Raw genomic sequence first — 24,417 nt, 5'->3', positions numbered from 1 at the left:
TTACAAGTTCAATATAGAGTTCAATTCCGGCTCAGGGAAGCAATAAAAGATGCCAATGTCAGCCGTTCTCGAAAACACTGCAAAAACAAAAACTCAAAAACAGTGGCTCGCCGGGCTGGTGACCAGCTTGATGTTTCTGATCGTGTGCCTGAGTTGGGGCACTACGTGGCTGGGCATCAAGATCGCCGTAGAGAGCGTGCCGCCGCTGACATCCGCCGGGCTGCGCTTTCTGATCGCGTTTCCGCTGTTCCTGTGTTTTGCCATGGTGCGTCGCGAGCCGATCCTGTTCCCACGGGAAAGCCGCTGGTTCTTTGTGTTTGTGACCCTGTCGTACTTCAGCGTTCCCTACTACCTGCTCAACTATGGCGAGATGCACGTGTCATCCGGCCTGACGGCCCTGCTGTTCAGCTGCATGCCGGTATTCATCCTGATCTTTTCGGCGCTGTTCCTGCGTGAGCGCATCTACTTCTCCCAGGTCGTTGGCATCGGTATCGGGTTTGGCAGCCTCTACATGATCATCAAGAGCCAGGGCCTGCACCTGGACCACGCCGAGTTCTTCGGGGTGTTGGCGATACTGAGCGCCGCGATCATGCACGCGTTGTGCTACGTGATTACCAAGCAGAAAGGCAGTGCCATCAGCGTGATTACCTACAACACCCTGCCCATCGGCATCGCCGGGCTGATGTTGTTCGTCGCCGGCCTGTGGTTTGAAACGCCAGCCTTCAATGACATCACCCTGCGCTCCTGGACTGCACTGTTCTACCTCGGGCTGGTGGCCTCGGTAGGCGGGTTTATTGTGTATTTCATGCTGCTCAAGCGCCTGAGCCCGATCATCCTGTCGTTCGTCTTCATCATCTTCCCGGTGTTCGCGGTGATCATCGGTGCCTGGTACGAAGGCGTGGAAATTTCCCGCGACCTTATGCTGTATTCGGCGATTCTGCTGGCCGGCTTTGCGATCACCAAGCTGCCGGTTGAAAAACTCCTGGCCAAGAAAAAATGACCCTCAACCAACGCGAGAGAAACATGGAAGTCCTCCGCCCCACCGCCCTGGAACAGATCTACGCCCACGCCAGCCGCAGCTACCCAGAAGAGTGCTGCGGCTTCGTCTTCGCCGACGGCAGTGTGTACCTGGGCAGCAATATCCAGAACGAGCTGCACCACAAGAACTCCCAGATGTACCCCCGCAGCGCGGCCAACGGCTACACCTTCTCGGTGGCCGATACCCTGCTGCTGAACAAGGCGTTTCGCAGCGACAACCCGGTGGTGGTGATCTATCACTCCCACCCGGATGTCGGCGCCTATTTCAGTGATGAAGACCAGGACAAGGCGCTGTTCATGGGGGAGCCGATCTACCCCGTCAGCTATCTGGTGGTGGATGTTCGCCAGAGCCAGGTCCTGGGCTCAAAACTGTTTGCCTGGGATGGCAAGCATTTCGCACCTCAACCCTTCAACGACCTGCACACGGAGTTGTCCATGAACGCTGTCTCTTTCCCCGACATTCTGGTTCGCGTGGCCAAGCTGCCGGAATCGACCCTTGAGGGCGTCGGATCGACATTGCGCGAAGTCATTGAAAATCTCTGCACCAATCACCCCCAATTGCGTCAGTACCTGTTCCATGAAAAGAACAACCAGCTCAAGGAACACTTCCTGTTTACCGCCGAGGAGGCGCTGATCGAAGCCGATGAAGTCCTGCCGCCAAAATCCCGGATCGAAGTGTTGCTCGCCACCTCAGGCGGCATGGACATCGACACCCTGAGCAACGAAGAAGTGCAGCGCTACGTGCGCCACATCACCCTGCCGGGCGTCGGCCGCGAAGGCCAATTGAACCTGAAGAAAGCCAAAGTTCTGGTCATCGGCACCGGGGGCCTGGGCTCGCCCATCAGCCTGTACCTGGCAGCGGCAGGCATCGGCACCCTGGGGCTGGTGGATTTTGACGTGGTGGAAAGCAGCAACCTGCAGCGCCAGATTGTCCATGGCAACAGCACACTGGGAATGCCCAAGGTCGAGTCCGCCAAACAACGCCTGCTGGACCTAAACCCTCATATCCGGATCAATGCGCACAACACCGCGCTTGACACCGACAACGCTCTGGAACTGGTGGGCGCCTATGACCTGGTGATCGACGGTACCGATAATTTCGATACCCGCTACCTGGTCAACGATGCTTGCGTACAGTTGGGCAAACCTTTGGTCTATGGCGCCATCTACCGTTTCGACGGGCAGATCAGCGTGCTCAACTACAAAGGCGGGCCGTGCTATCGCTGCCTGTTTCCCAAGGCCCCGCCCGCAGAACTGGCGCCCAATTGCAGCGCCGGCGGCGTGATCGGCGTGCTGCCGGGTGTGGTAGGAATGATCCAGGCCACCGAGGCGATCAAATTGCTGATCGGCATTGGCGAACCTTTATCCGGCCGCTTGATGCGCTTTGACGCGCTGGCGATGAAGTTCAGCGAGATCCGCTTCAAGCGCCGCCTCGACTGCCCCTGCTGCTCGGAGCTGCGCAGCAGCGAAAGCGCCGCCCCCACGGCATGTGCCGATGCCGTACCGAGCCAACCGTCGCTGGCGGCAGAACGCTACATCAAGCCTCAGAACCTCAAGCAGGTGCTTGAGCACCCCAACAGCGCCGATGTATTGCTGGACGTGCGCGACGCCAGCGAATTGGAAGTGTGCAAGCTGCCAGGCGTGTTGCACATTCCCCTGGCCGAACTGGATGGGCAACTCGACAACCTCAGCCGCGACAACACCCATTACCTGATCTGCTACGCGGGCACCCGAGCCGAACAAGCCGCCAGCACCCTGCTGGCAGCCGGGTTCGCGAACACCAAAGTCCTGCAGGGCGGCATGAAGCACTGGGTTCGCGACGTCGAACCCGACATGCCTCTGTACTGATCGTGGAGACTTGCTGATGCTGCATAACTCCATTCTCGACGTCATCGGCCAAACGCCTATCGTGCGCCTGGCCCAGTTTTCCGAAGACCTCGGCATCGAGGTCTACGCCAAGCTGGAATCCCTCAACCCCGGTGGCAGCCACAAGGCGCGCATCGCCCTGGGCATGATCCTCGATGCCGAGCGCCGTGGCGTACTGATCCGCGACTCCGGGCAAACCATCATCGAACCCAGCGGCGGCAACACCGGCATTGGCCTGGTGATGGCCGGCAATGTCCTGGGCTATAAAGTGGTGCTGGTGATCCCTGACAACTACAGCACCGAAAAGCAGAAATTGCTACGCCTGTATGGTGCCAAAGTGGTGCTGTCAGACAGCCGCCTGGGCAACAACTCCCACGGCGAAAAGTGCATGGAACTGCAGTTGGAAAACCCCAACTTCGTGATGCTCAACCAGCAGCGCAACGGCGCCAACCCGCAGACCCACCGCGACACCACCGCGCCGGAGATCATCCGCGCCTTCGGTGATCAGCGCGTGGACTACTTCGTCAGCGGCATCGGCACAGGTGGCCATATCACCGGCATTGGCGAAACCCTCAAGGCCGCCTGGCCAGCGATCCGCGTGATGGGCGTGGAGCCGCAGGAATGCGACCTGCTCAAAGACCAGCACGCTGCGCACGCAATCCAGGGCCTGTCGATTGGCCTGATCCCGAGCATCCTCAACCTGGACGTGATCGACGGCATGCTCAAGGTGTCGCACTCGGCGTGCCTGGACATGATCAAACGCATCATGCGCACCGACGCCATCAGCCTGGGGCTGTCCTCCGCCGCCAACATGGTTGCCATCGCCCAACTCGCCCCCGAACTGCCGCCTGAAACGGTGGTGCTGACCATGGTCTACGACAATGCCGACAGCTACCTGCCCAGTTTCGAGTAACGGGTTTTTCAATCATCCAGAATGCGGGGGTGCCTCCATGGGGGGCTTTATCGACATGCAACTGCTGCACGATGAGTTGCTTACCCATCTCATCACGACCCTGACGCCCGGGCAGATGAAGCAGTTGGAACCACACCTGGCGCCACTGATCCAGAACGCCGCCCAAGCAGTGGCCGAGGACCTGATCGCCTACGCCTATCGAGATCCGGCATCGCGTGGGCGCGGTGAGTTGATCCTGGAATCCTATGCCTCGTTCAAGGCAGTGCTGTTCTATCGTCTTGCGCACCAGGTGTGGAATTTCCCCGACCCGGGCCATGGGATGTTTTCGCGCATGGCACTCAAGCTCAGCAACCAGGGCAAGATTCTCTCCGGTGCCGAGATTCATCCGGCGGCGCGTATCGGCCGGCGCTTTGTACTGGACCATGGCTATGGCACCGTCATCGGCGAAACCTGCGTGATCGGCAACGACTGCTACATCCTGTGCGGCGTGACCCTGGGAGCCCGCGGCATCGCCAACAATCCGGACGGCAAACGCCACCCGCGCCTGGGCAACAACGTCGAGGTGGGCGCCGGTGCCCGGGTGCTGGGCTACGTGTCGATCGGCGACAACGTTTTTATCAGCCCCTCCTGCGTGATCACCCAGGACGTACCGGCAGGCACCAAGGTCAAGGTAGTCAACCAGATCCAGTTGCAAAAAAACGACGAATCGGACCGCAGCAATTACCTAGGCGCCTTTGCCCTGGATGAGCGCTTGCACGTCGTCGGTGAGGTGAGTGCCGGCCATAAGGTCACGGTGCTGGATGCCGACTTTCATCCGCTGCAAGGGTTAATGCTCGAACCCACGGTGAAAGAGCGCCACCACCTGCAATTTCGTCTGCACCGTGTCGATACCGGCGAACAACTGCCGCGTTTGCCGCTGAACCTGAAAGTCTGCGGGCCGGAATTTGAAATCACCCTGCTCTCTCCCCCTGGCTTGAGCGCGATGGTGCGCCATCTCTTGCAAGCCAGCCCACTGATCGTTGGAGGTTGAACATGTCCGTGCATACCATGGAAACCCTGGCGCTGTTCGACAGCGCGCCCTATCAGAACGCGTTCAGCGCCCGGGTTATTGCGGTCAGTGAACACGGCATCGCCCTGGAGCACACACTGTTCTACCCCACCGGCGGCGGGCAACCGGGCGATACCGGCCATTTCACCCTGCCCGATGGCACGCGGGTCGAGGTGACAGGTACCGTGCGCGATCCGGTGTTGCGCTCGATCATCTGGCATCAGGTTGACCATTGCCCCGAGCAGTTGACGGCGGGCATCCAGGTAGACGCCGGCCTGGATTGGGAGCGGCGCTACCAGCACATGAAAATGCACACCTGCCTGCATTTGTTGTGCTCGCTCATTGACGCGCCCGTGACCGGTTGCAGCATCAGTGCGGATAAAGGCCGACTGGATTTCGACCTACCGGAAATGACCCTGGACAAAGACGGTCTAACCCGTGACCTCAACGCCCTGATCGAGCAGGCCCACGCGGTGAAGACCCTGTCGATGCCCGCCACCGAATACGCGACCTTGCTACAGATCACCCGCACCCAGGCGGTTGCGCCACCGGTGGTGTCGGGCTCGGTACGGGTGATTGAAATCCCCGGCATCGATATCCAGCCATGCGGCGGCACCCATGTGCTCAACACCGAAGAAATCGGCCGGGTGTTCTGCGAGAAAATCGAAAAGAAGAGCAAGCACAACCGCAGGGTGATTCTGCGGTTTGAACAAGCTTGCGCCTGACCCGATAGTTGCCCCAATGGAGGACAAATGTGGGAGGGGGCTTGCTCCCGATAGGGGTGGACCAGTCAATGAATCTGTTGACTGACACCCAGCTATCAGGAGCAAACCCCCTCCCACATTGGCCGCGTTGTTTTTTAGATCACCAACAGATCCATGAAACGGTTCACAGCCGTCGCCTCAAGCCGTGCCTGATCCTTGCACAACGCAACAATCTCGGCGCTGCGCTGCGCAGTGAACCGCGTCGCCAGGTTGGCTTTGAACTTGTCTTCCAGCAATGGGATACCGTCCACCCGACGGCGGCGATGGCCAATCGGGTATTCCACCGCTACCTGCTCAGTGCAGGTGCCATCCATAAAGAACACCTGCACCGCATTGGCAATGGAACGCTTGTCCGCCTCCAGGTATTCGCGGCTATAGCGTGGGTCTTCAACGATGACCATCTTGTCGCGCAGCTCGTCGATGATCGGGTGGGCCGCGTGGAAATCATCTTCGTAGTGCTCGGCCACCAGATTGCCGAACACCAAGGGCACGGCGGTCATGTATTGCAGGCAGTGGTCGCGATCGGCAGCGTTGGCCAATTGGCCAACCTTGGAAATAATCCGAATCGCCGACTCATGGGTGGTGATCACGATACGTTCGATTTCATGCAGACGATGCTTGACCTGCGGGTGCAAGGTCACCGCCGCCTCGCAGGCGGTTTGCGCGTGGAACTCCGCCGGGAAACTGATCTTGAACAGCACGTTTTCCATCACGTAGGTGCCGTAGGCCTGAGGCAGGCTGAAGGCGCGCTTGTCTGTGGGCTTGAGCGCCAGGTCCTTGTTGGTGTGGCTGAACGACACGTCGTAGAACCCCCACTGCGGCGCACTCAACACACCGGGGATGCCCATTTCGCCACGCAGGGCGATATCCGCCAGGCGCACACCACGGCTCGATGCATCGCCTGCGGCCCAGGATTTGCGCGAGCCGGCATTCGGTGCATGACGATAGGTGCGCAACGCCTGCCCATCAACGAAAGCCTGAGACAAGGCCGCCAGCAGTTGTTCACGATTGGCGCCCATCAGCTTGGCGGTGACAGCGGTGGAGGCGACTTTGACCAGCAGCACGTGGTCAAGGCCGACGCGGTTGAAAGAGTTTTCCAGGGCGATCACCCCCTGGATTTCGTGGGCCATGATCATCGCTTCCAGCACCGCACGTACGGTGAGCGGCGCCTCGCCATTGGCCACGCGTTTTTGCGAAAGGTGATCGGCCACGGCGAGAATGCCCCCGAGGTTGTCCGAAGGGTGGCCCCATTCAGCAGCGAGCCAGGTGTCGTTGTAGTCGAGCCAGCGCACGATGCAGCCAATGTCCCAGGCGGCCTTGACCGGGTCGAGGCGAAACGAAGTGCCCGGCACGCGCGCGCCGAACGGCACCACGGTGCCCTCCACTATCGGCCCCAGGTGCTTGGTGCACTCGGGGAACCGCAGGGCCAGCAGGCCACAGCCAAGGGTGTCCATCAGGCAATTGCGGGCGGTGTCCAGTGCATCCCGGGATTCGATGCGGTAGTTGAGGACATAGTCGGCGATGTCCTGCAAAACCTGGTCGTAGTCGGGGCGGTTGTTCTGGTCGACGTTGGCGCTCATGGCAGTTCTCCTAAAAGTTGGGTTGTTCCATCCTCAGGGTCAGGGTTAATCGTTGCGCAGGTCTGATTGCCTGCTTGTATCCCTGTGGGAGGGGGCTTGCTCCCGATGACGGTGGGTCAGTTAATGAATGGGGCGACTGACACCCTGCTATCGGGAGCAAGCCCCCTCCCACATAAAGCTAAAAAGCGTCACCGGGGACGCGCACGAAACCTTCCATTAACACCCGCGCACTGCGGCTCATGATGGCTTTCTTCACCACCCATTCACCGTTCACTTGGCTGGCTTCGGCACCGACGCGCAAGGTGCCGGACGGATGCCCGAAGCGCACGGCATTGCGCTCCACGCCGCCCGCCGCCAGGTTGACCAGGGTGCCGGAGATCGCCGCCGCCGTGCCGATCGCTACCGCCGCCGTGCCCATCATGGCGTGGTGCAGTTTGCCCATGGACAGGGCACGCACCAGCAGATCCACATCGCCGGCCTTGATTGCCTTGCCGCTGGAGGCCACGTAATCCGCAGGCTTGGCCACGAAGGCGACCTTGGGTGTGTGCTGGCGCTGGGCGGCCTCGTCCAGGTGCTTGATCAGGCCCATGCGCAACGCGCCATAGGCCCGTACCGTCTCGAACATGGCCAGGGCCTTGGGGTCGCTGTTGATCGCGCCCTGCAGTTCGGTGCCGGTGTAGCCGAGGTCCTGGGCGTTGATGAAAATGGTCGGAATACCGGCGTTGATCAACGTGGCCTTGAAGGTGCCGACGCCCGGTACTTCCAGGTCGTCGATGAGGTTGCCGGTGGGGAACATCGAACCACCACCGCCCTCTTCTTCCGCCGCCGGGTCGATGAATTCCAGCTGGACTTCGGCGGCCGGGAAGGTCACACCGTCCAGTTCGAAGTCGCCGGTTTCCTGCACCGCGCCGTTGGTGATCGGCACATGGGCGATGATGCTCTTGCCAATATTGGCCTGCCATATCCGCACCACCGCCACCCCGTTCTCGGGCACGCGGGCCGGGTCAACCAGGCCCGCGCTGATGGCGAACGAGCCCACTGCGGCCGACAGGTTGCCGCAGTTGCCACTCCAATCGACAAACGGCTTGTCGATGGAGACCTGGCCGAACAGATAGTCCACGTCGTGATCGGCGCGGCTGCTTTTGGCCAGGATCACGGTTTTGCTGGTACTTGAAGTGGCACCGCCCATGCCGTCGATCTGCTTGTCGTAAGGGTCGGGGCTGCCGATGACCCGCAGCAACAGGGCATCGCGGGCCGCCCCCGGCACCTGCGCGACTTCGGGCAGGTCCTTGAGGCTGAAGAACACGCCCTTGCTGGTGCCGCCACGCATGTAGGTGGCGGGGATCTTGATTTGCGCTACGTGTGCCATGGTAGTCCTCTTCAGGCGGTGGCCGCCGATTCCAGGAAATCCTGGGCAAAACGTTGCAACACGCCGCCCGCCTCGTAGATCGACACTTCTTCGGCAGTATCCAGGCGGCACGTCACCGGCACCTCGACACGTTCACCATTCCTGCGGTTGATCACCAGGGTCAGTTGCGCGCGCGGGGTGCGCTCGCCGATCACGTCATAGGTTTCACTGCCGTCGATCTTGAGGGTGTGGCGGTCGGTGCCCGGCAGGAATTCCAGCGGCAACACGCCCATGCCCACCAGGTTGGTGCGGTGAATGCGCTCGAAGCCTTCGGCGGCAATCGCTTCCACACCGGCCAGGCGCACGCCCTTGGCGGCCCAGTCGCGGGACGAGCCCTGGCCGTAGTCGGCACCGGCGATGATGATCAGCGGTTGCTTGCGCTCCATGTAGGTTTCAATCGCTTCCCACATCCGCGTGACCTTGCCTTCCGGCTCGATTCGCGCCAGCGAGCCCTGCTTGACCTTGCCGTTTTCCTGCACCATTTCGTTGAACAGTTTCGGGTTGGCGAAGGTGGCGCGCTGCGCCGTCAGATGGTCACCGCGATGGGTCGCGTAGGAGTTGAAGTCGACTTCCGGCAAGCCCATCTTCGCCAGGTATTCCCCGGCGGCACTGCCCGGCATGATCGCGTTGGACGGCGACAGGTGGTCGGTGGTGATGTTGTCCGGCAGCACCGCCAGCGGGCGCATACCCTTGAGCGGCCGCGCGCCGGCCAGCGCGCCTTCCCAGTACGGCGGGCGACGGATGTAGGTGCTCTGCGGGCGCCAGTCATACAGCGGGGTGACTTTGGGGCCGGTGTCTTCGTGAATCGCGAACATGGGGATGTACACCGCACGGAACTGCTCGGGCTTGACCGATGCCTTGACCACCGCGTCGATCTCTTCGTCGCTCGGCCAGATATCCTGCAGGCGAATTTCCTTGCCGTCGGCATCCAGGCCGAGCACGTCCTTCTCGATATCGAAACGGATGGTGCCGGCAATCGCATAGGCCACCACCAGCGGCGGCGAAGCCAGGAAGGCTTGCTTGGCGTAAGGGTGAATGCGCCCGTCGAAGTTGCGGTTGCCCGACAACACGGCGGTGGCGTACAGGTCGCGGTCGATGATTTCCTGCTGGATCACCGGGTCGAGCGCGCCGGACATGCCGTTGCAGGTGGTGCAGGCAAAGGCCACCACGCCGAAACCGAGTTTTTCCAGCTCATGGCCCAGACCGGCCTCTTCCAGGTACATGGCCACGGTTTTCGAGCCCGGCGCCAGCGACGACTTGACCCAAGGCTTGCGGGCCAAGCCGAGCTTGTTGGCGTTACGTGCCAGAAGCCCCGCGGCGATGACATTGCGCGGGTTACTGGTGTTGGTGCAACTGGTGATGGCCGCAATGATCACTGCGCCGTCGGGCATTTGCCCTGGCACTTCATCCCACTGGCCGCTGATGCCTTTGGACGCCAGGTCGCGGGTGGCAACACGGGCGTGTGGGTTGCTGGGCCCGGCCATGTTGCGCACGACGCTGGACAGGTCGAAGGTCAGGCCACGCTCGTACTGAGCCCCCTTGAGGTCATCGGCCCACAGGCCGGTGTGGCGTGCGTACTGTTCGACCAGGGCGACTTGTTCGTCTTCTCGGCCAGTGAGTTTGAGGTAGGCGATGGTCTGCTGATCGATATAGAACATCGCTGCGGTGGCGCCGTATTCAGGGGCCATGTTGGAGATGGTCGCACGGTCGCCCAGGGTCAGTGCACTAGCCCCTTCGCCGAAGAACTCCAGCCAGGCGCCGACCACTTTCTGCTGGCGCAGGAACTCGGTGAGTGCCAGCACCATATCGGTGGCGGTGATGCCCGGTTGCAGCTTGCCGGTCAGTTCCACGCCGACGCTTTCCGGCAGGCGCATCCACGACGCACGGCCGAGCATCACGCTCTCGGCCTCCAGGCCGCCGACGCCAATGGCGATCACGCCCAGGGCATCGACGTGGGGAGTGTGACTGTCAGTACCGACGCAGGTATCCGGGAAGGCTACGCCGTCACGGACCTGAATCACCGGCGACATTTTCTCCAGGTTGATCTGGTGCATGATGCCGTTGCCCGGCGGGATGACATCGACGTTCTTGAAGGCTTTTTTGGTCCACTCGATAAAGTGGAAGCGGTCTTCATTGCGACGGTCTTCAATGGCGCGGTTTTTCTCGAACGCCTGTGGGTCAAAGCCGCCAGCCTCGACAGCCAGGGAGTGGTCGACGATCAGTTGGGTCGGCACCACCGGGTTGACCTGCGCCGGGTCGCCGCCTTGCAGGGCGATGGCATCCCGCAGACCGGCAAGGTCCACCAGGGCGGTCTGGCCGAGGATGTCATGGCACACCACGCGCGCCGGGAACCAGGGGAAATCGAGATCACGTTTGCGCTCGATCAGTTGGCTCAGGGATGCGTTGAGGGTGGCCGGGTCGCAACGGCGCACCAGGTTTTCGGCAAGCACGCGCGAGGTGTAAGGCAAGGTGGCGTAGGCGCCGGGGGTGATTGCTTCGACAGCCGCACGGGCGTCGAAGAAATCCAGGCGGCTGCCGGGGAGCGGTTTGCGAAATTCAGTGTTCATCGTCAGGACTCGGTCACGGTAAGTTCGAAAGGTGAACTGTCGACACTGGCTTTGTTTCCTGTGTGAGCTGGCTTGCCTGCGATTGCATCACTGCGGTGTGACAGGTACACCAAGGTGATGCCATCGCAGGCAAGCCAGCTCCCACAAAAAAGCACATTAGCCAGCGAACACAGCCCATCCCATTCAGCGACGTTCGATTGGCACGAACTTGCGCTGCTCAACGCCGATGTACTCGGCGCTTGGACGGATGATGCGGTTGTTGGCGCGCTGTTCGAACACGTGCGCGGCCCAGCCAGTCAGGCGCGAGCACACGAAGATCGGTGTGAACAGCTTGGTCGGGATGCCCATGAAGTGGTAAGCCGAGGCATGGTAGAAGTCGGCGTTGGGGAACAACTTCTTCTGTTCCCACATGGTCTTGTCGATGGCTTCAGACACCGGGAACAACACCGTGTCGCCCACTTCATCAGCGAGTTTTTTCGACCAGCCCTTGATCACTTCATTACGCGGGTCGCTGTCTTTATAGATCGCGTGGCCGAAGCCCATGATCTTGTCCTTGCGCGCCAACATGCCAAGCGTGCCTTCGACCGCTTCTTCGGCCGAGGAAAAGCGCTCGATCATTTCCATCGCCGCTTCGTTGGCACCGCCGTGCAGCGGGCCGCGCAGGGAACCGATAGCGGCGGTGACGCAGGAATACAGGTCGGACAGGGTCGAGGCGCACACCCGGGCAGTGAAGGTCGAGGCGTTGAATTCGTGCTCGGCGTAGAGAATCAGCGACACATTCATGACTTTGACGTGCAGCTCGCTGGGTTTCTTGCCGTGCAGCAGGTGCAGGAAGTGGCCGCCGATACTCGGCTCGTCGGTCACGCAGTCAATGCGCTTGCCGTCGTGGCTGAAGCGGTACCAGTAGCACATGATCGCCGGGAATGCGGCAAGCAGGCGGTCGGTGACATCGCGCTGTACGCTGAAATCTTTTTCCGGCTCGATATTGCCCAAAAACGAGCAACCGGTGCGCATCACGTCCATCGGGTGGGCGTCGGCGGGGATGCGTTCGAGCACTTCTTTCAATGCCTGGGGCAAGTCACGCAGCTTGCTCAGCTTGGCGCTGTAGGCGGCCAGTTCGGTCTTGGTCGGCAACTCGCCGTACAGCAACAGGTAGGCGACTTCTTCAAACTGCGCATCGGCGGCCAGTTCACGCACATCGTAGCCACGATAGGTCAAGCCTGCACCAGCCTGGCCCACGGTCGACAGTGCGGTCTGCCCGGCAACCTGGCCACGCAGGCCGGCGCCACTCAATACTTTTGCTTCAGCCATGTTCGTTCTCCAATCTTGAATTTATTAGGGAGGCGCACCGCATTATTTTTTCGCGGCAAACAGCGCGTCGAGCTTCTGCTCGAAGGTGTGGTAGTCGATGCGATCGTAGAGCTCCATGCGCGTTTGCATGGTGTCGATCACGTTCTGTTGGGTGCCGTCGCGACGGATTGCGGTGTAGACGTTCTCGGCGGCCTTGTTCATGGCACGGAAGGCCGAGAGCGGGTACAGCACAATGGAAACATCCGCAGATTTCAACTGTTCGGTGGTGTACAGCGGCGTCGCGCCGAACTCGGTAATGTTAGCCAGGATCGGCGCCTTTACGCGGGAAGCGAACAGCTTGTACATCTCGAGCTCGGTGATGGCTTCCGGGAAGACCATATCGGCACCGGCTTCGATACACGCGGCGGCACGTTCAAGGGCAGACTCCAGGCCCTCGACCGCCAGGGCGTCGGTGCGCGCCATGATCACGAAGCTGTCATCGGTACGCGCATCCACGGCAGCCTTGATGCGGTCGACCATTTCCTGCTGCGACACGATCTCTTTATTGGGGCGATGCCCGCAGCGCTTGGCGCCGACCTGGTCTTCGATATGGATGGCGGCGGCGCCGAACTTGATCATCGACTTGACGGTGCGCGCCACATTGAACGCCGAGGAGCCGAAACCGGTGTCCACGTCCACCAGCAGCGGCAGGTCGCAGACGTCGGTAATGCGGCGCACGTCGGTGAGTACGTCATCCAACCCGGTAATACCCAGGTCCGGCACGCCGAGCGAGCCGGCGGCGACACCGCCACCCGACAGGTAAATAGCCTTGAAGCCGGCGCGCTTGGCCAGCAACGCGTGGTTGGCATTGATTGCACCAACAACTTGCAAAGGCTGTTCGCTGGCGACTGCGTCACGGAAACGCTGGCCGGGAGTGCTGTTGTTATGGGAACTCATGACTCACCTCGTGATGAAGGAGCACCGTCCGGGAAGTGACGGGCGATGTTGCGTTTGGAGGCGCCGATATGCCGGCGCATCAACAGTTCGGCCAATTCACCATCGCGATCGGCAATCGCGTCGAGAATGCGGTGGTGTTCGGCAAAGGCCTGGCGTGGACGATTGGGGGTGGCGGAAAACTGGATGCGGTACATGCGCACCAGTTGGTACAGCTCGCCGCAGAGCATTTGGGTCAGGGTGCGGTTACCGGCGCCCTGGATGATCCGGTAATGAAAGTCGAAGTCGCCTTCCTGCTGGTAGTAGCCAACACCGGCCTGGAACGCGGCATCGCGCTCATGGGTGTGCAATACCTGGCGCAGCTCTTCGATTTCTGCGTCGGTCATGCGCTCGGCAGCGAGGCGGCAGGCCATGCCTTCCAGGGACTCGCGGATCTCATAGAGTTCGATCAGCTCGGCATGACTCAACGACACAACCCGTGCGCCGACGTGGGGCACGCGCACCAGCAGGCGCTGGCCTTCCAGGCGGTGGATCGCCTCGCGCAGCGGGCCGCGGCTGATGCCGTAGGTACGCGCCAGTTCCGGCTCGGAAATCTTGCTGCCGGGGGCGATTTCACCTTTGACGATGGCGGCCTGGATACGCCGAAAAACGTTCTCGGACATGGTTTGGGAATCGTCTGACGCCGCTATCGGAATTTCCGCCTGACCCAGCATATTGTCGACACCTTTAAAAGCAATGCCGCAAAAACTAGCTAATTACCCCTTAACAGTCAAAGAATAAATACACATTGTCGACAATCGTCTAATACGCCTGAATAACCCATCCAAGGCATGGCCGCCTGCCAGCGCTGGCGCCAAAAAAGCATCATGTTAGAATGCCCGGCGTATTTGCCTGACATCTCTGGATGAAACGGCGCACGAGGGAGTTTGCGCAGCAATGCCAGTCGCCTTGAATTGAACATCGCACGGCACCGCCTCAGGATTTATGAGACTCAAGCCCTTCCCCCTGTTTGTTTGCCTACTGTTGCTGCCCAGCCTTGGCTTCACCGCCGAGAAAACGGTGTATGGCCTCAATGAATACGCCAAGCTGGACGGTATCGACCTGGAAGTCGCGGCCAAGCTCGACACCGGCGCCAAGACCGCCTCGTTGAGCGCCCGCGATATCAAGCGCTTCAAGCGCAACGGCGAAACCTGGGTACGCTTCTACCTGGCCATCGACACCGCCCACTCCCACCCCATCGAACTGCCCCTGGCCCGCGTCAGCAAGATCAAGCGCCGCGCCGGCGACTACGACCCCGATGAGGACAAGAACTACACCGCCCGTCCGGTGGTTGCCCTGGATATCTGCATGGGCACTGCTTTACGCAGCATCGAAGTGAACTTGACTGACCGCAGCAGCTTCCAATACCCGCTGCTGATCGGCTCCGAAGCGCTGAAACGCTTTGATGCGCTGGTCGACCCCAGTCTTAAATATGCAGCAGGCAAACCCGCCTGCGTCGCCGACGCTCATACCGCCGAGTAAACCGAATGCGCTCTCTGACCCTGCACCTGAAAATCCTGATCACCTTCCTGGTGGTGCTCGGCATTTCGGTCACCGCCTATCAGATTTTCGTGCTGGGGATCCCCGTGACCGAGGATGCCACCGACGACTTGTGGAACATCGACGCCAAGGTCGAGTTCGTCGCCAACCCCAAGGACCCGGTCAAGATCCAGATGTTCGTGCCGCCACTGAGCCGCGACTTCGTCAGCCTTAATGAAAGCTTTATCTCCAACAACTACGGAGTCAGCGTCAACCGCATCGACGGCAACCGCAAGGTCACCTGGTCGGCACGCCGGGCCAAAGGCAACCAGACCCTGTATTACCGCCTGGTGCTGACCAAGCGTTACAGCGGCGAAAAGGTCAAGATCAAGGGCCCGACCTTCCGCGACAGCATCGCCGTGGAAGGCCCGGAAAAAATCGCCGCCGAAGCCTTGCTGGCGCCGATCCGCCAGCACTCGGCCGACGTCGAGACTTTCATCAGCGAAGCCATCAAGCGCACCAACAACCTCAACGACGACAACGTGAAGCTGCTGCTGGCCGGCGACCCGTCGACGCCGCACAAGGCCAGGATCGTCGAGCTGCTGCTGTCCATCGCCCATGTGCCGGTGGAGAAAGTCCACACCATCCGCCTGGTGGCCGACCAGCCGCAAACCCCGGAACTGTGGCTGCGCAGCTTCAACGGCAACGACTGGCTGTACTTCAACCCGGAGACCGGTGAACAGGGCCTGCCCGCCGACCGCCTGCTGTGGTGGACCGGCGATGAAAACCTGATCACGGTCGATGGCGGCAAGAAGGCCATGGTGACCTTCAGCCTCAACAACAGCGAAATGAACGCGATTCGCCTGGCCAAGCTGACCGACGAAAACACCGACGCCAACTTCCTCGAATACTCGCTGTACGGCCTGCCGCTGCAAACCCAGCAGACCTTCATGATCATGGTGATGATCCCGATTGGCGTGCTGGTGATTCTGATCCTGCGCAACCTGATCGGCCTGCAGACCCTGGGCACCTTCACGCCGGTGCTGATCGCCCTGGCGTTCCGCGAGACGCAACTGGGCTTCGGCATTGTGCTATTCACGATTATCACGGCACTGGGGCTGTCGCTCAGGTCGTATCTGGAACACTTGAAACTGCAGATGCTGCCGAGGCTGTCGGTGGTGCTGACCTTCGTGGTGGTGCTGATCGCCGCCATCAGCCTGTTCAGCCATAAGCTGGGGCTGGAGCGTGGCTTGTCGGTGGCGCTGTTCCCGATGGTGATCCTGACGATGACCATCGAGCGACTGTCGATTACCTGGGAAGAACGCGGCGCCAACCATGCACTGAAAGTGGCGATTGGTACCCTGTTCGCCGCCTCGTTGGCCCACCTCATCATGAGCGTTCCGGAGCTGGTTTACTTCGTGTTTACCTTCCCGGCGATCCTGCTGATTCTGGTGGGCTTCATGCTGGCCATGGGTCGTTATCGCGGCTATCGCCTCACCGAGCTGGTGCGTTTCAAGGCATTCCTGAAGGCTGACTCCTGATGTTTGGCTTCTGGAAAACCTGGAAGGCCCTGGAAGCGCGCGGGATCATGGGCATCAATCGGCGTAACGCCGACTACGTGCTCAAGTACAACAAACGCAGCCTGTACCCGATTGTGGATGACAAGATCATCACCAAGGAACGGGCGCTGGCCGCCGGTATCCATGTGCCGGAAATGTACGGGGTGATCTCCACCGAGAAGGAAATCGACAAGCTCGACGAGATCATCGGTGGGCGCAGCGATTTCGTGATCAAGCCCGCCCAGGGTGCCGGCGGCGACGGCATCCTGGTGGTGGCAGACCGTTTTGAAGGGCGCTATCGCACGGTGTCCGGCAAGATCATCAGCCACGAAGAAATCGAACACCAGATTTCCAGCATCCTCACCGGCCTGTATTCCCTGGGCGGCCACCGCGACCGCGCACTGATCGAGTACCGTGTGGTGCCCGACCAGATCTTCAAAAGCATCAGCTACGAGGGCGTGCCGGATATTCGCATCATCGTGCTGATGGGCTACCCGGTGATGGCCATGCTGCGCCTGCCGACCCGCCAATCCGGCGGCAAGGCCAACCTGCACCAGGGCGCGATCGGCGTAGGCGTCGACCTTGCCACCGGCCTGACCCTACGCGGTACCTGGCTGAACAACATCATCACCAAGCACCCTGACACCACCAATGCGGTCGATGGTGTGCAACTGCCCAACTGGGACGGTTTCATGCAGCTTGCGGCTGGCTGCTACGAGCTGTGCGGACTGGGCTATATCGGCGTGGACATGGTACTGGACCAGGAAAAAGGCCCGCTGATCCTTGAATTGAATGCACGGCCGGGGCTGAATATCCAGATCGCCAATGACTGCGGGCTGACCTTGCGAACCCATGCGGTGGAGGCGCGACTGGAGGAACTCAAAGCTGCCGGCGTGACGGAAACCCCGCAAGAGCGGGTGAAGTTCGTGCAGGAGATGTTTGGGCATATACCGCCCGTGGAAGGCTGATCCGGTCTTCAAACTGTCTATCCCCGACATCCCCTCTAGGAGCAAATCCTACAGGGGACTACAATCCCCCTCCCCCGCGCCATTGGCTGATCCAACCCCGCATGTTGACCTGCTCCGTACACCCATTGCCCTACCGGGCCAACCCCGCCGAGTATTTTGCGGCGATTCGCCATGCTCCAGGCGCGGTACTGCTCGACAGCGGCCGGCCGACGGCTGAGCGCGGCCGGTATGACCTGCTCAGTGCCTGGCCGGAAGCGACATTGACGGTAGGGCCGGACGAAAGCGGCAGTGATTTCCTGCAACGCTTACGGGAAAACCTCACGCGATTGGGTGAAGCCGCAATCCCCGCGGATTTACAGTTGCCGTTCGCCGGAGGCTTGATCGGCTACCTGAGCTACGACTTCGGCCGGCACCTTGAGGCCATGCCGCACCTGGCGGTGGATGACCTGCACCTGCCGGACGCGCGCTTCGGGCTGTACGCCTGGGCGCTGATCAGCGACCACCAGGCCCGGAGCAGCCAACTGGTGTTTCATCCCACGCTGGCCGATAGCGAACGACAACGGTTGATCGCGCTGTTCAGCCACGGGACTGTCGACACCTCTGCGACGTTCAAACTCCAGGGCCCGATGGCACCAGACCTCACCGCAGAGGCCTACCGCCAAGCCATCGCGCGTATCCAGGATTACATCCAGGCCGGCGACTGCTATCAGGTCAACTTTGCCCAGCGCTTTCGCGCACCCTGCATGGGGGATCCCTGGGCAGCCTATTGCGCCCTGCGCGAAGCCTGCCCCACGCCGTTTTCCGGGTTCCAGAGCTTGCCCGATGACGGTGCGGTACTGAGCCTGTCACCGGAACGCTTTGTGCGCATCAGCGAACGCCAGGTCGAGACCCGCCCGATCAAGGGCACCCGCCCTCGCGGCGTAACACCTGCAGAAGATGCCGCCAACGCCGCCGAGTTGCTCGCCAGCCCCAAGGACCGCGCAGAAAACCTGATGATCGTCGACCTGCTGCGCAACGATCTCGGTCGCAATTGCCGCATCGGCTCAGTGAAAGTGCCAGAGCTGTTCAGCCTGGAAAGCTACCCCAACGTGCACCACCTGGTGAGCAGTGTCACCGGTGTACTGGCCGACGACAAAGACGCCCTCGACCTGATCGCCGGCAGCTTCCCCGGCGGCTCCATCACCGGCGCGCCGAAGATCCGTGCGATGCAGATCATCGACGAACTTGAGCCAACCCGCCGCGGGCTTTACTGCGGCTCGCTGGTCTACCTGGACGTGCGCGGCGAGATGGACAGCTCCATTGCCATCCGCAGTTTGCTGGTCAAGGACGGGCAGGTGTGTTGCTGGGGTGGCGGTGGGATTGTGGCGGATTCGCAGTGGCAGGCTGAGTATCAGGAGTCGCTGACGAAGGTGCGGGTGTTGTTACAGACTTTGGAAAGTTTGTAGGGCCTGTACCGGCCCTATCGGGGGCAAGCCCCCTCCCACCTTCGACCGCGCCGCGATCAAAGGTGGGAGCTGGCTTGCCTGCGATGGGGCAATCAGTCGCGTCGCATAACTTACAGGCTCAACTGCCGATTCGACGCCTTGATAAACTCTTTCTTCAAGTCTTCAAACGTATGCACCGCCGGGAACTGCGGGAATTCGCGAATCACATTCTCCGGCGCATGGAACAGAATCCCACGGTCCGCTTCCCCCAGCATGGTGGTGTCGTTGTACGAATCACCGGCAGCGATCACGCGGTAGTAGAGGCTTTTGAACGCCAATACCGACTGGCGCTTGGGGTCTTTCTGGCGCAACTGGTAGCTTACCACCCGATCATTTTCATCAGTGATCAAGCGGTGGCACAGCAAGGTCGGGAAACCCAGCTGGCGCATCAGCGGTTGGGAGAATTCGTAGAAGGTGTCGGACAGGATCACCACCTGGAAGCGTTCGCGCAGCCAGTTGACGAACTCGACGGCCCCGTCCAACGGTTTGAGCGTAGCAATCACCGCCTGGATATCGGCCAGTTTGAGCCCGTGCTCGTCGAGGATGCGCAGGCGCTGCTGCATCAGCACGTCATAGTCGGGAATGTCGCGTGTGGTGGCGCGCAGGGATTCAATACCGGTTTTTTCGGCGAAGGCGATCCAGATTTCCGGAACCAGCACCCCTTCCAGGTCAAGACAGGCAATTTCCACAAGACACTCCATTGGATTTATTAGTTGAGCGGGCAAAAGGACTGCCGAACTCTAGCGACTCAAGCACGCCGCCGCAACGCACGGCAGATTTTGATACCATCGCCGCCTATAGAGCGCTCAGCGCCACTGACCTGTAGGAACCGTCCTGATGAACCAAGCCTTCGACGTCGCTGAACTCGCCGCGACTTATGCCAACAAGTCTGCACAGGATATTCTCAAGCTGGCGTTCAGCCAGTTCGGCGATGACCTGTGGATTTCCTTCAGCGGTGCCGAGGATGTGGTGCTGGTGGACATGGCCTGGAAGCTGAACAAGAACGTCAAGGTATTCAGCCTCGACACTGGCCGTCTGCACCCGGAAACCTACCGGTTTATCGAGCAGGTGCGCGAGTTCTACAAGATCGACATCGAACTGATCTCGCCGGACCAGAGCAAGCTGGAACCCTTCGTCAAGGAAAAGGGCCTGTTCAGCTTCTATAAGGACGGCCATGGCGAATGCTGCGGCATCCGCAAGATCGAACCGCTGCGCCGCAAGCTCGCAAGTGTAAGTGCCTGGGCCACCGGCCAGCGCCGCGACCAGAGCCCCGGCACCCGCAGCCAGGTGGCTGCGCTGGAAATCGACACGGCTTTCTCCACCCCCGAACGTACCCTGTACAAGTTCAACCCGCTGGCGCAGATGACCAGCGAAGAGGTGTGGGGTTACATCCGCATGTTGGAGTTGCCTTACAACAGCCTGCATGAGCGCGGCTTTATCAGCATCGGCTGCGAGCCCTGCACCCGCCCGGTATTGCCGAACCAGCATGAGCGCGAAGGTCGCTGGTGGTGGGAAGAAGCCACGCAGAAGGAATGCGGGCTGCATGCGGGGAATATCATCAGCAAGGCCTGAGGCCTGGCAAACTGGTGAGGTAAAAATGTGGGAGGGGGCTTGCTCCCGATAGCGGTGGGTCAGTTGCAGATTTTCTGACTGATATACCGCTATCGGGAGCAAGCCCCCTCCCACATTTTGTTTTGTGCGCAGCATAAAATGTACACAACCTTGTAACCATAGGTGCCATTTTTGTGTGCAACTCATATTCGAGCGCACCAAAACGTAACATTCATCTCTGCTAGTCCCCACACCCCCGAATCACGCTACTCCCAATCAAAAATAAATACCTGTTCAAACGGTCAATTTATATTGCTTTCAATTCAGTAGTTTATTTAAAAATACTATAAAAAAGAAATTATCCCCGTTTTTCATATAACGAAAACTGGCACGCATGTGGCTTAGTGAAAAGTACGCTTTGTATACAATTAATACAAAACCTACATACACTTTGCCATCCGCCGCTTTGCTGCCGATGCGCTGGAGCCTGCCGGAATGCGTACAAGTCTTTCGAGCAATATCGCGCTGGATCTGCCCTCTTCCACCCTCCACCCCGAGGCTGCAAGCCCCGGCCCCCTGGTCCTCAGCCCGCGCCTGCACAACAAGGACCTGGCCCCCACCAAAGTCGAGGGCCGACGCTGGGGGCGCTATAGCATCTTTGCGCTGTGGACCAATGACGTGCACAACATCGCCAACTATTCGTTTGCCATCGGCTTATATGCATTGGGCTTGGGCGGCTGGCAAATATTGCTGTCCCTGGGGATCGGCGCGGCGCTGGTGTACTTCTTCATGAACTTGTCGGGGTACATGGGACAGAAGACCGGTGTGCCGTTTCCCGTGATCAGCCGCATCAGTTTCGGTATCCACGGGGCGCAGATTCCAGCATTGATCCGGGCGGTGATTGCGATTGCCTGGTTTGGTATCCAGACGTACCTGGCGTCGGTGGTTTTCCGTGTATTGCTGACGGCGATTCATCCGGGCTTTGCCGACTATGACCACAACTCGATCCTGGGCCTGTCGAGCCTGGGCTGGGCGTGTTTTGTCGCGATCTGGCTGGTGCAGTTGGTGATCCTCGCCTATGGCATGGAAATGGTACGCCGCTATGAAGGCTTCGCCGGGCCGGTGATTTTGCTTACGGTGGCTGCGTTGGCCGGCTGGATGTACTTCCAGGCGGGCGGGCATATCGCCTGGTCGATCCGTGAACCGCTGAGCGGCGGCGAGATGTGGCGCAATATCTTTGCCGGTGGCGCGCTGTGGCTGGCGATCTACGGCACCTTGATCCTCAACTTTTGCGACTTCGCCCGCTCTTCGCCCTGCCGCAAGACCATCCAGGTCGGCAATTTCTGGGGCCTGCCGGTGAATATCCTGGTGTTCGCCGCCATTACCGTGCTGCTGTGCGGCGGCCAGTTCCAGCTCAATGGCCGAGTGATCGAGAGCCCGACCGAAATCATCGCGGCAATCCCCAATACCTTCTTCCTGGTGCTCGGTTGCCTGGCCTTCCTGATCGTTACCGTGGCGGTGAACATCATGGCCAACTTCGTCGCCCCGGCCTTTGTGCTGAGCAACCTGGCGCCCAAGTACCTGAACTTTCGCCGCGCCGGGTTGATCAGCGCCTTCGTGGCGGTGCTGATACTGCCGTGGAATCTCTACAACAGCCCGCTGGTGATTGTGTACTTCCTTTCTGGCCTGGGCGCGCTGCTGGGGCCGTTGTACGGGGTGATCATGGTCGATTACTGGCTGATCCGTAAAAGCCAGGTGGACGTGCCGCAGCTGTATAGCGAAGACCCCAATGGCGTTTATTACTACAGCCGGGGGGTGAATATGCGCGCCGTGGCGGCGTTTATTCCTGCGGCGGTGATCGCCATCCTGCTGGCGCTGTTGCCGGGGTTTGCCAGCGTTTCACCGTTTTCCTGGCTGTTCGGCGCCGGCATCGCAGGGTTGCTGTACCTGCTGATCGCCAAGCGTCAGCCGCACTACGCCGATGTCAGCGGCGAAAGCATTGCCGTCGATAACGTCAGTCATTAAACAAGGACTCTCCATGCGTATCCTCGTGGTCAACGTCAACACCACCGAATCCATCACCGACACCATTGCCCAGCAAGCACGGGCCGTGGCTTCACCGGGCACCGAGATTGTCGGGCTCACCCCGTACTTCGGCGCAGAATCGGTGGAAGGCAATTTTGAAAGCTATCTGGCAGCCATCGCCGTGATGGATCGGGTAATGGCCTACGACCAGCCCTTTGATGCGGTGATCCAGGCCGGCTATGGCGAACATGGCCGTGAAGGCCTGCAGGAGCTGCTCAATGTGCCGGTGGTGGATATCACCGAGGCGGCGGCCAGCACCGCGATGTTCCTGGGGCACGCCTACTCGGTGGTGACGACCCTGGACCGCACTGTGCCGCTGATTGAAGACCGGCTGAAACTCGCCGGCCTCTACCAGCGTTGCGCTTCGGTGCGCGCCAGCGGCATGGCAGTGCTGGAGCTGGAAGAAGACCCGCTGGGCGCCATGGAAGCCATCGTGCACCAGGCGGAACTGGCCATTCGCGACGACAAGGCCGAGGTGATCTGCCTGGGCTGCGGCGGCATGGCCGGGCTGGATGAGCAGATTCGCAAACGCACCGGAGTGCCGGTGGTGGACGGGGTGACGGCGGCGGTGATGGTTGCCGAGTCGTTGGTGAGGTTGGGGTTGTCGACGTCCAAAGTCAGGACGTATGCGGCACCCAGGCCTAAGAAAGTCATAGGTTGGCCCGGTAAGTTCGGCCACTGAAGATCAAATGTGGGAGGGGGCTTGCTCCCGATAGCGGTGTATCAGCCAGCTTATCTATAGCTGGCCCACCGCAATCGGGAGCAAGCCCCCTCCCACATTTTGATCACTACAAGGTGTTAGATGGCACTGAATCTTTGGCCTAACTGCTGCTCGGCAAACTGCTCGATGATGAAATCCACAAACGCCCGAGTCTTGCCTGGCAGCAGTTTATGTTCGGCGTAGTAGATGCAAATATTGCCGTCGTTCACATACCAGTCCGGCAATACCCGCAGCAACTTGCCGCTCGCCAGCCAGGGTACGGCAAACGGCATGCTCACCAGCGCAACGCCCAAGCCCTGTTCGGCGCAGATGCAGGCGGCCTGCGAGTCGCTCATGGTCATGCGCGGTTTGAGACTCAGCGGGCCGTGCTCGCCATTGCGATGAGTCAGTTGCCAGGAGCGCACTCGCCCGGTTTGCGGTGAGCGAATCAGGATGCCGTCGCAGTGCTCCAGGTCTTCTGGCTGCAACACCGCTGGGCGTGCCGCCAAATAGTCAGGCGATGCCACCAGCACGCGGTGAGCCGGCGTCAGCTTGCGTGCCACCACGCCTTGGGGCAACTCAAAGCCGCCGCCAAGGGCCGCGTCAAAGCCCTGGCCAATCAGATCGACCTGGCGATTGTCGAAATGCCAATCCGGGCTGATATCGGGGTAGCGTTTCAGAAACTCCCCCAGCAGCGGCACGATATACAAACAGCCGACCACCGTGCCCATGCTGACCTTGAGCGTGCCCACCGGTCGCCCTTCGGCGCTGGCCAGGTTGGCCACAGCATTCTGGATAGTGGTGAGGCTGGCGCTGACCTCTTCCAGGAATAACTTGCCGGCTTCAGTCAACGTAAGCCGCCGAGTGCTGCGCTGAAACAGCCGCACACCCAGGCGCGCTTCCAGTTTGGCGACACTTTTGCCCACGGCTGCGGGCGTCAGGCTCAGGTGCCGGGCCGCCTCGGCAAAGCTGCCACCCTCGGCGCTGCGCACAAAGCATTCGATACTGCCAAAGCTCTCCATATCGGCCACTCTAAACTTTTGGTTTACACAGACTATAGCAATCACGGTCTACCGGCGTACCGGAGGCAGGTCGATACTCAGCCCATCAACTACTTGGAGATC

General features: G+C 60.5%; 20 protein-coding genes. 12 read left to right on the top strand and 8 right to left on the bottom strand.

Annotated elements, in window-relative coordinates; all coding sequences use genetic code 11:
- Positions 1-55: 55 nt before the first annotated feature.
- From JH25_RS05540 to JH25_RS05560, 5 genes are read left to right on the top strand one after another with little or no spacing between them, the layout of a single operon-like run.
- A complete protein-coding gene (locus JH25_RS05540; protein WP_032879916.1) occupies positions 56-1,000 on the top strand; it encodes a DMT family transporter in 945 nt (314 codons plus the stop codon).
- A 23-nt stretch (positions 1,001-1,023) separates the two neighbouring features.
- On the top strand, positions 1,024-2,886 hold the full coding sequence (gene moeB, locus JH25_RS05545; protein ID WP_032881259.1) for a molybdopterin-synthase adenylyltransferase MoeB: 1,863 nt from the start codon (positions 1,024-1,026) through the stop codon (positions 2,884-2,886).
- 16 nt (positions 2,887-2,902) lie between these two features.
- Positions 2,903-3,817 carry a PLP-dependent cysteine synthase family protein gene (locus JH25_RS05550; protein ID WP_032879915.1) on the top strand — a complete coding sequence of 305 codons (915 nt, stop codon included), beginning with the start codon at positions 2,903-2,905 and terminating at the stop codon, positions 3,815-3,817.
- A gap of 37 nt (positions 3,818-3,854) precedes the next feature.
- A complete protein-coding gene (locus JH25_RS05555) occupies positions 3,855-4,847 on the top strand; it encodes a serine O-acetyltransferase (RefSeq protein WP_005790394.1) in 993 nt (330 codons plus the stop codon).
- A gap of 2 nt (positions 4,848-4,849) precedes the next feature.
- Positions 4,850-5,590: an alanyl-tRNA editing protein gene (locus JH25_RS05560; protein WP_032879914.1), complete on the top strand. Its 741-nt coding sequence runs from the start codon at positions 4,850-4,852 to the stop codon at positions 5,588-5,590.
- A gap of 134 nt (positions 5,591-5,724) precedes the next feature.
- Here JH25_RS05560 and prpD read toward each other — a convergent pair whose 3' ends face one another.
- The 6 genes from prpD to JH25_RS05590 all read right to left on the bottom strand — a co-directional run bounded on the left by prpD (position 5,725) and on the right by JH25_RS05590 (position 14,141).
- Complete coding sequence (prpD, locus tag JH25_RS05565; RefSeq protein ID WP_032879913.1) at positions 5,725-7,209, bottom strand: 2-methylcitrate dehydratase; 1,485 nt, start codon at positions 7,207-7,209, stop codon at positions 5,725-5,727.
- A gap of 178 nt (positions 7,210-7,387) precedes the next feature.
- Entirely contained in the window at positions 7,388-8,578 is a 1,191-nt protein-coding gene (gene prpF / locus JH25_RS05570) for a 2-methylaconitate cis-trans isomerase PrpF (RefSeq protein ID WP_032879912.1), read from the bottom strand.
- Between the two features lie 11 nt (positions 8,579-8,589).
- Positions 8,590-11,184, bottom strand: coding sequence for a Fe/S-dependent 2-methylisocitrate dehydratase AcnD (acnD, locus tag JH25_RS05575; protein WP_032879911.1), 2,595 nt, complete (start codon positions 11,182-11,184; stop codon positions 8,590-8,592).
- Between the two features lie 183 nt (positions 11,185-11,367).
- Positions 11,368-12,495, bottom strand: coding sequence for a bifunctional 2-methylcitrate synthase/citrate synthase (gene prpC, locus JH25_RS05580; protein WP_005790404.1), 1,128 nt, complete (start codon positions 12,493-12,495; stop codon positions 11,368-11,370).
- Between the two features lie 42 nt (positions 12,496-12,537).
- Positions 12,538-13,431: a methylisocitrate lyase gene (prpB, locus tag JH25_RS05585; RefSeq protein WP_032879910.1), complete on the bottom strand. Its 894-nt coding sequence runs from the start codon at positions 13,429-13,431 to the stop codon at positions 12,538-12,540.
- On the bottom strand, positions 13,428-14,141 hold the full coding sequence (locus JH25_RS05590; protein WP_032879909.1) for a GntR family transcriptional regulator: 714 nt from the start codon (positions 14,139-14,141) through the stop codon (positions 13,428-13,430). The genes prpB and JH25_RS05590 overlap by 4 nt, the downstream gene beginning before the upstream one ends.
- 271 nt (positions 14,142-14,412) lie before the next feature.
- Here JH25_RS05590 and rloA point away from each other — a divergent pair, with 271 nt between their 5' ends.
- The 4 genes from rloA (at position 14,413) to pabB (ending at position 18,918) form a co-directional block, all read left to right on the top strand.
- The gene (gene rloA, locus JH25_RS05595) at positions 14,413-14,949 is read left to right on the top strand and encodes a retropepsin-like aspartic peptidase RloA (RefSeq protein ID WP_032879908.1); all 537 of its coding nucleotides are present in this window, start codon (positions 14,413-14,415) and stop codon (positions 14,947-14,949) included.
- A 5-nt stretch (positions 14,950-14,954) separates the two neighbouring features.
- Positions 14,955-16,487 (top strand): osmotic stress tolerance membrane protein RloB, encoded by a 1,533-nt coding sequence (rloB, locus tag JH25_RS05600; RefSeq protein ID WP_032879907.1) that lies wholly within the window; start codon positions 14,955-14,957, stop codon positions 16,485-16,487.
- On the top strand, positions 16,487-17,473 hold the full coding sequence (locus JH25_RS05605) for an alpha-L-glutamate ligase-like protein (protein ID WP_005790412.1): 987 nt from the start codon (positions 16,487-16,489) through the stop codon (positions 17,471-17,473). Before rloB ends, JH25_RS05605 begins: the two co-directional genes overlap by 1 nt.
- Before the next feature lie 101 nt (positions 17,474-17,574).
- The gene (gene pabB / locus JH25_RS05610; protein ID WP_032879906.1) at positions 17,575-18,918 is read left to right on the top strand and encodes an aminodeoxychorismate synthase component I; all 1,344 of its coding nucleotides are present in this window, start codon (positions 17,575-17,577) and stop codon (positions 18,916-18,918) included.
- 110 nt (positions 18,919-19,028) lie between these two features.
- Here pabB and thrH read toward each other — a convergent pair whose 3' ends face one another.
- Positions 19,029-19,646, bottom strand: a complete 618-nt coding sequence (gene thrH / locus JH25_RS05615; protein ID WP_005790415.1) for a bifunctional phosphoserine phosphatase/homoserine phosphotransferase ThrH — start codon at positions 19,644-19,646, stop codon at positions 19,029-19,031.
- A gap of 148 nt (positions 19,647-19,794) precedes the next feature.
- Here thrH and JH25_RS05620 point away from each other — a divergent pair, with 148 nt between their 5' ends.
- The 3 genes from JH25_RS05620 to JH25_RS05630 all read left to right on the top strand — a co-directional run bounded on the left by JH25_RS05620 (position 19,795) and on the right by JH25_RS05630 (position 23,275).
- A complete protein-coding gene (locus JH25_RS05620; RefSeq protein WP_032879905.1) occupies positions 19,795-20,529 on the top strand; it encodes a phosphoadenylyl-sulfate reductase in 735 nt (244 codons plus the stop codon).
- A gap of 474 nt (positions 20,530-21,003) precedes the next feature.
- A complete protein-coding gene (locus JH25_RS05625; protein WP_032879904.1) occupies positions 21,004-22,533 on the top strand; it encodes an NCS1 family nucleobase:cation symporter-1 in 1,530 nt (509 codons plus the stop codon).
- Between the two features lie 13 nt (positions 22,534-22,546).
- Positions 22,547-23,275: an aspartate/glutamate racemase family protein gene (locus JH25_RS05630; RefSeq protein WP_032879903.1), complete on the top strand. Its 729-nt coding sequence runs from the start codon at positions 22,547-22,549 to the stop codon at positions 23,273-23,275.
- Positions 23,276-23,391: 116 nt separating this feature from the next.
- On the opposite strand, the gene JH25_RS05635 is transcribed toward JH25_RS05630, so the two are convergent.
- Entirely contained in the window at positions 23,392-24,315 is a 924-nt protein-coding gene (locus JH25_RS05635; protein ID WP_032879902.1) for a LysR family transcriptional regulator, read from the bottom strand.
- Positions 24,316-24,417 lie beyond the last annotated feature (102 nt).

This window comes from Pseudomonas sp. BRG-100 (assembly GCF_000737955.1).
Taxonomy (GTDB): domain Bacteria; phylum Pseudomonadota; class Gammaproteobacteria; order Pseudomonadales; family Pseudomonadaceae; genus Aquipseudomonas; species Aquipseudomonas synxantha_A.
Note: the sequence above shows the minus strand (reverse complement) of the source record. Positions and strands in the feature narration are given on the sequence as shown.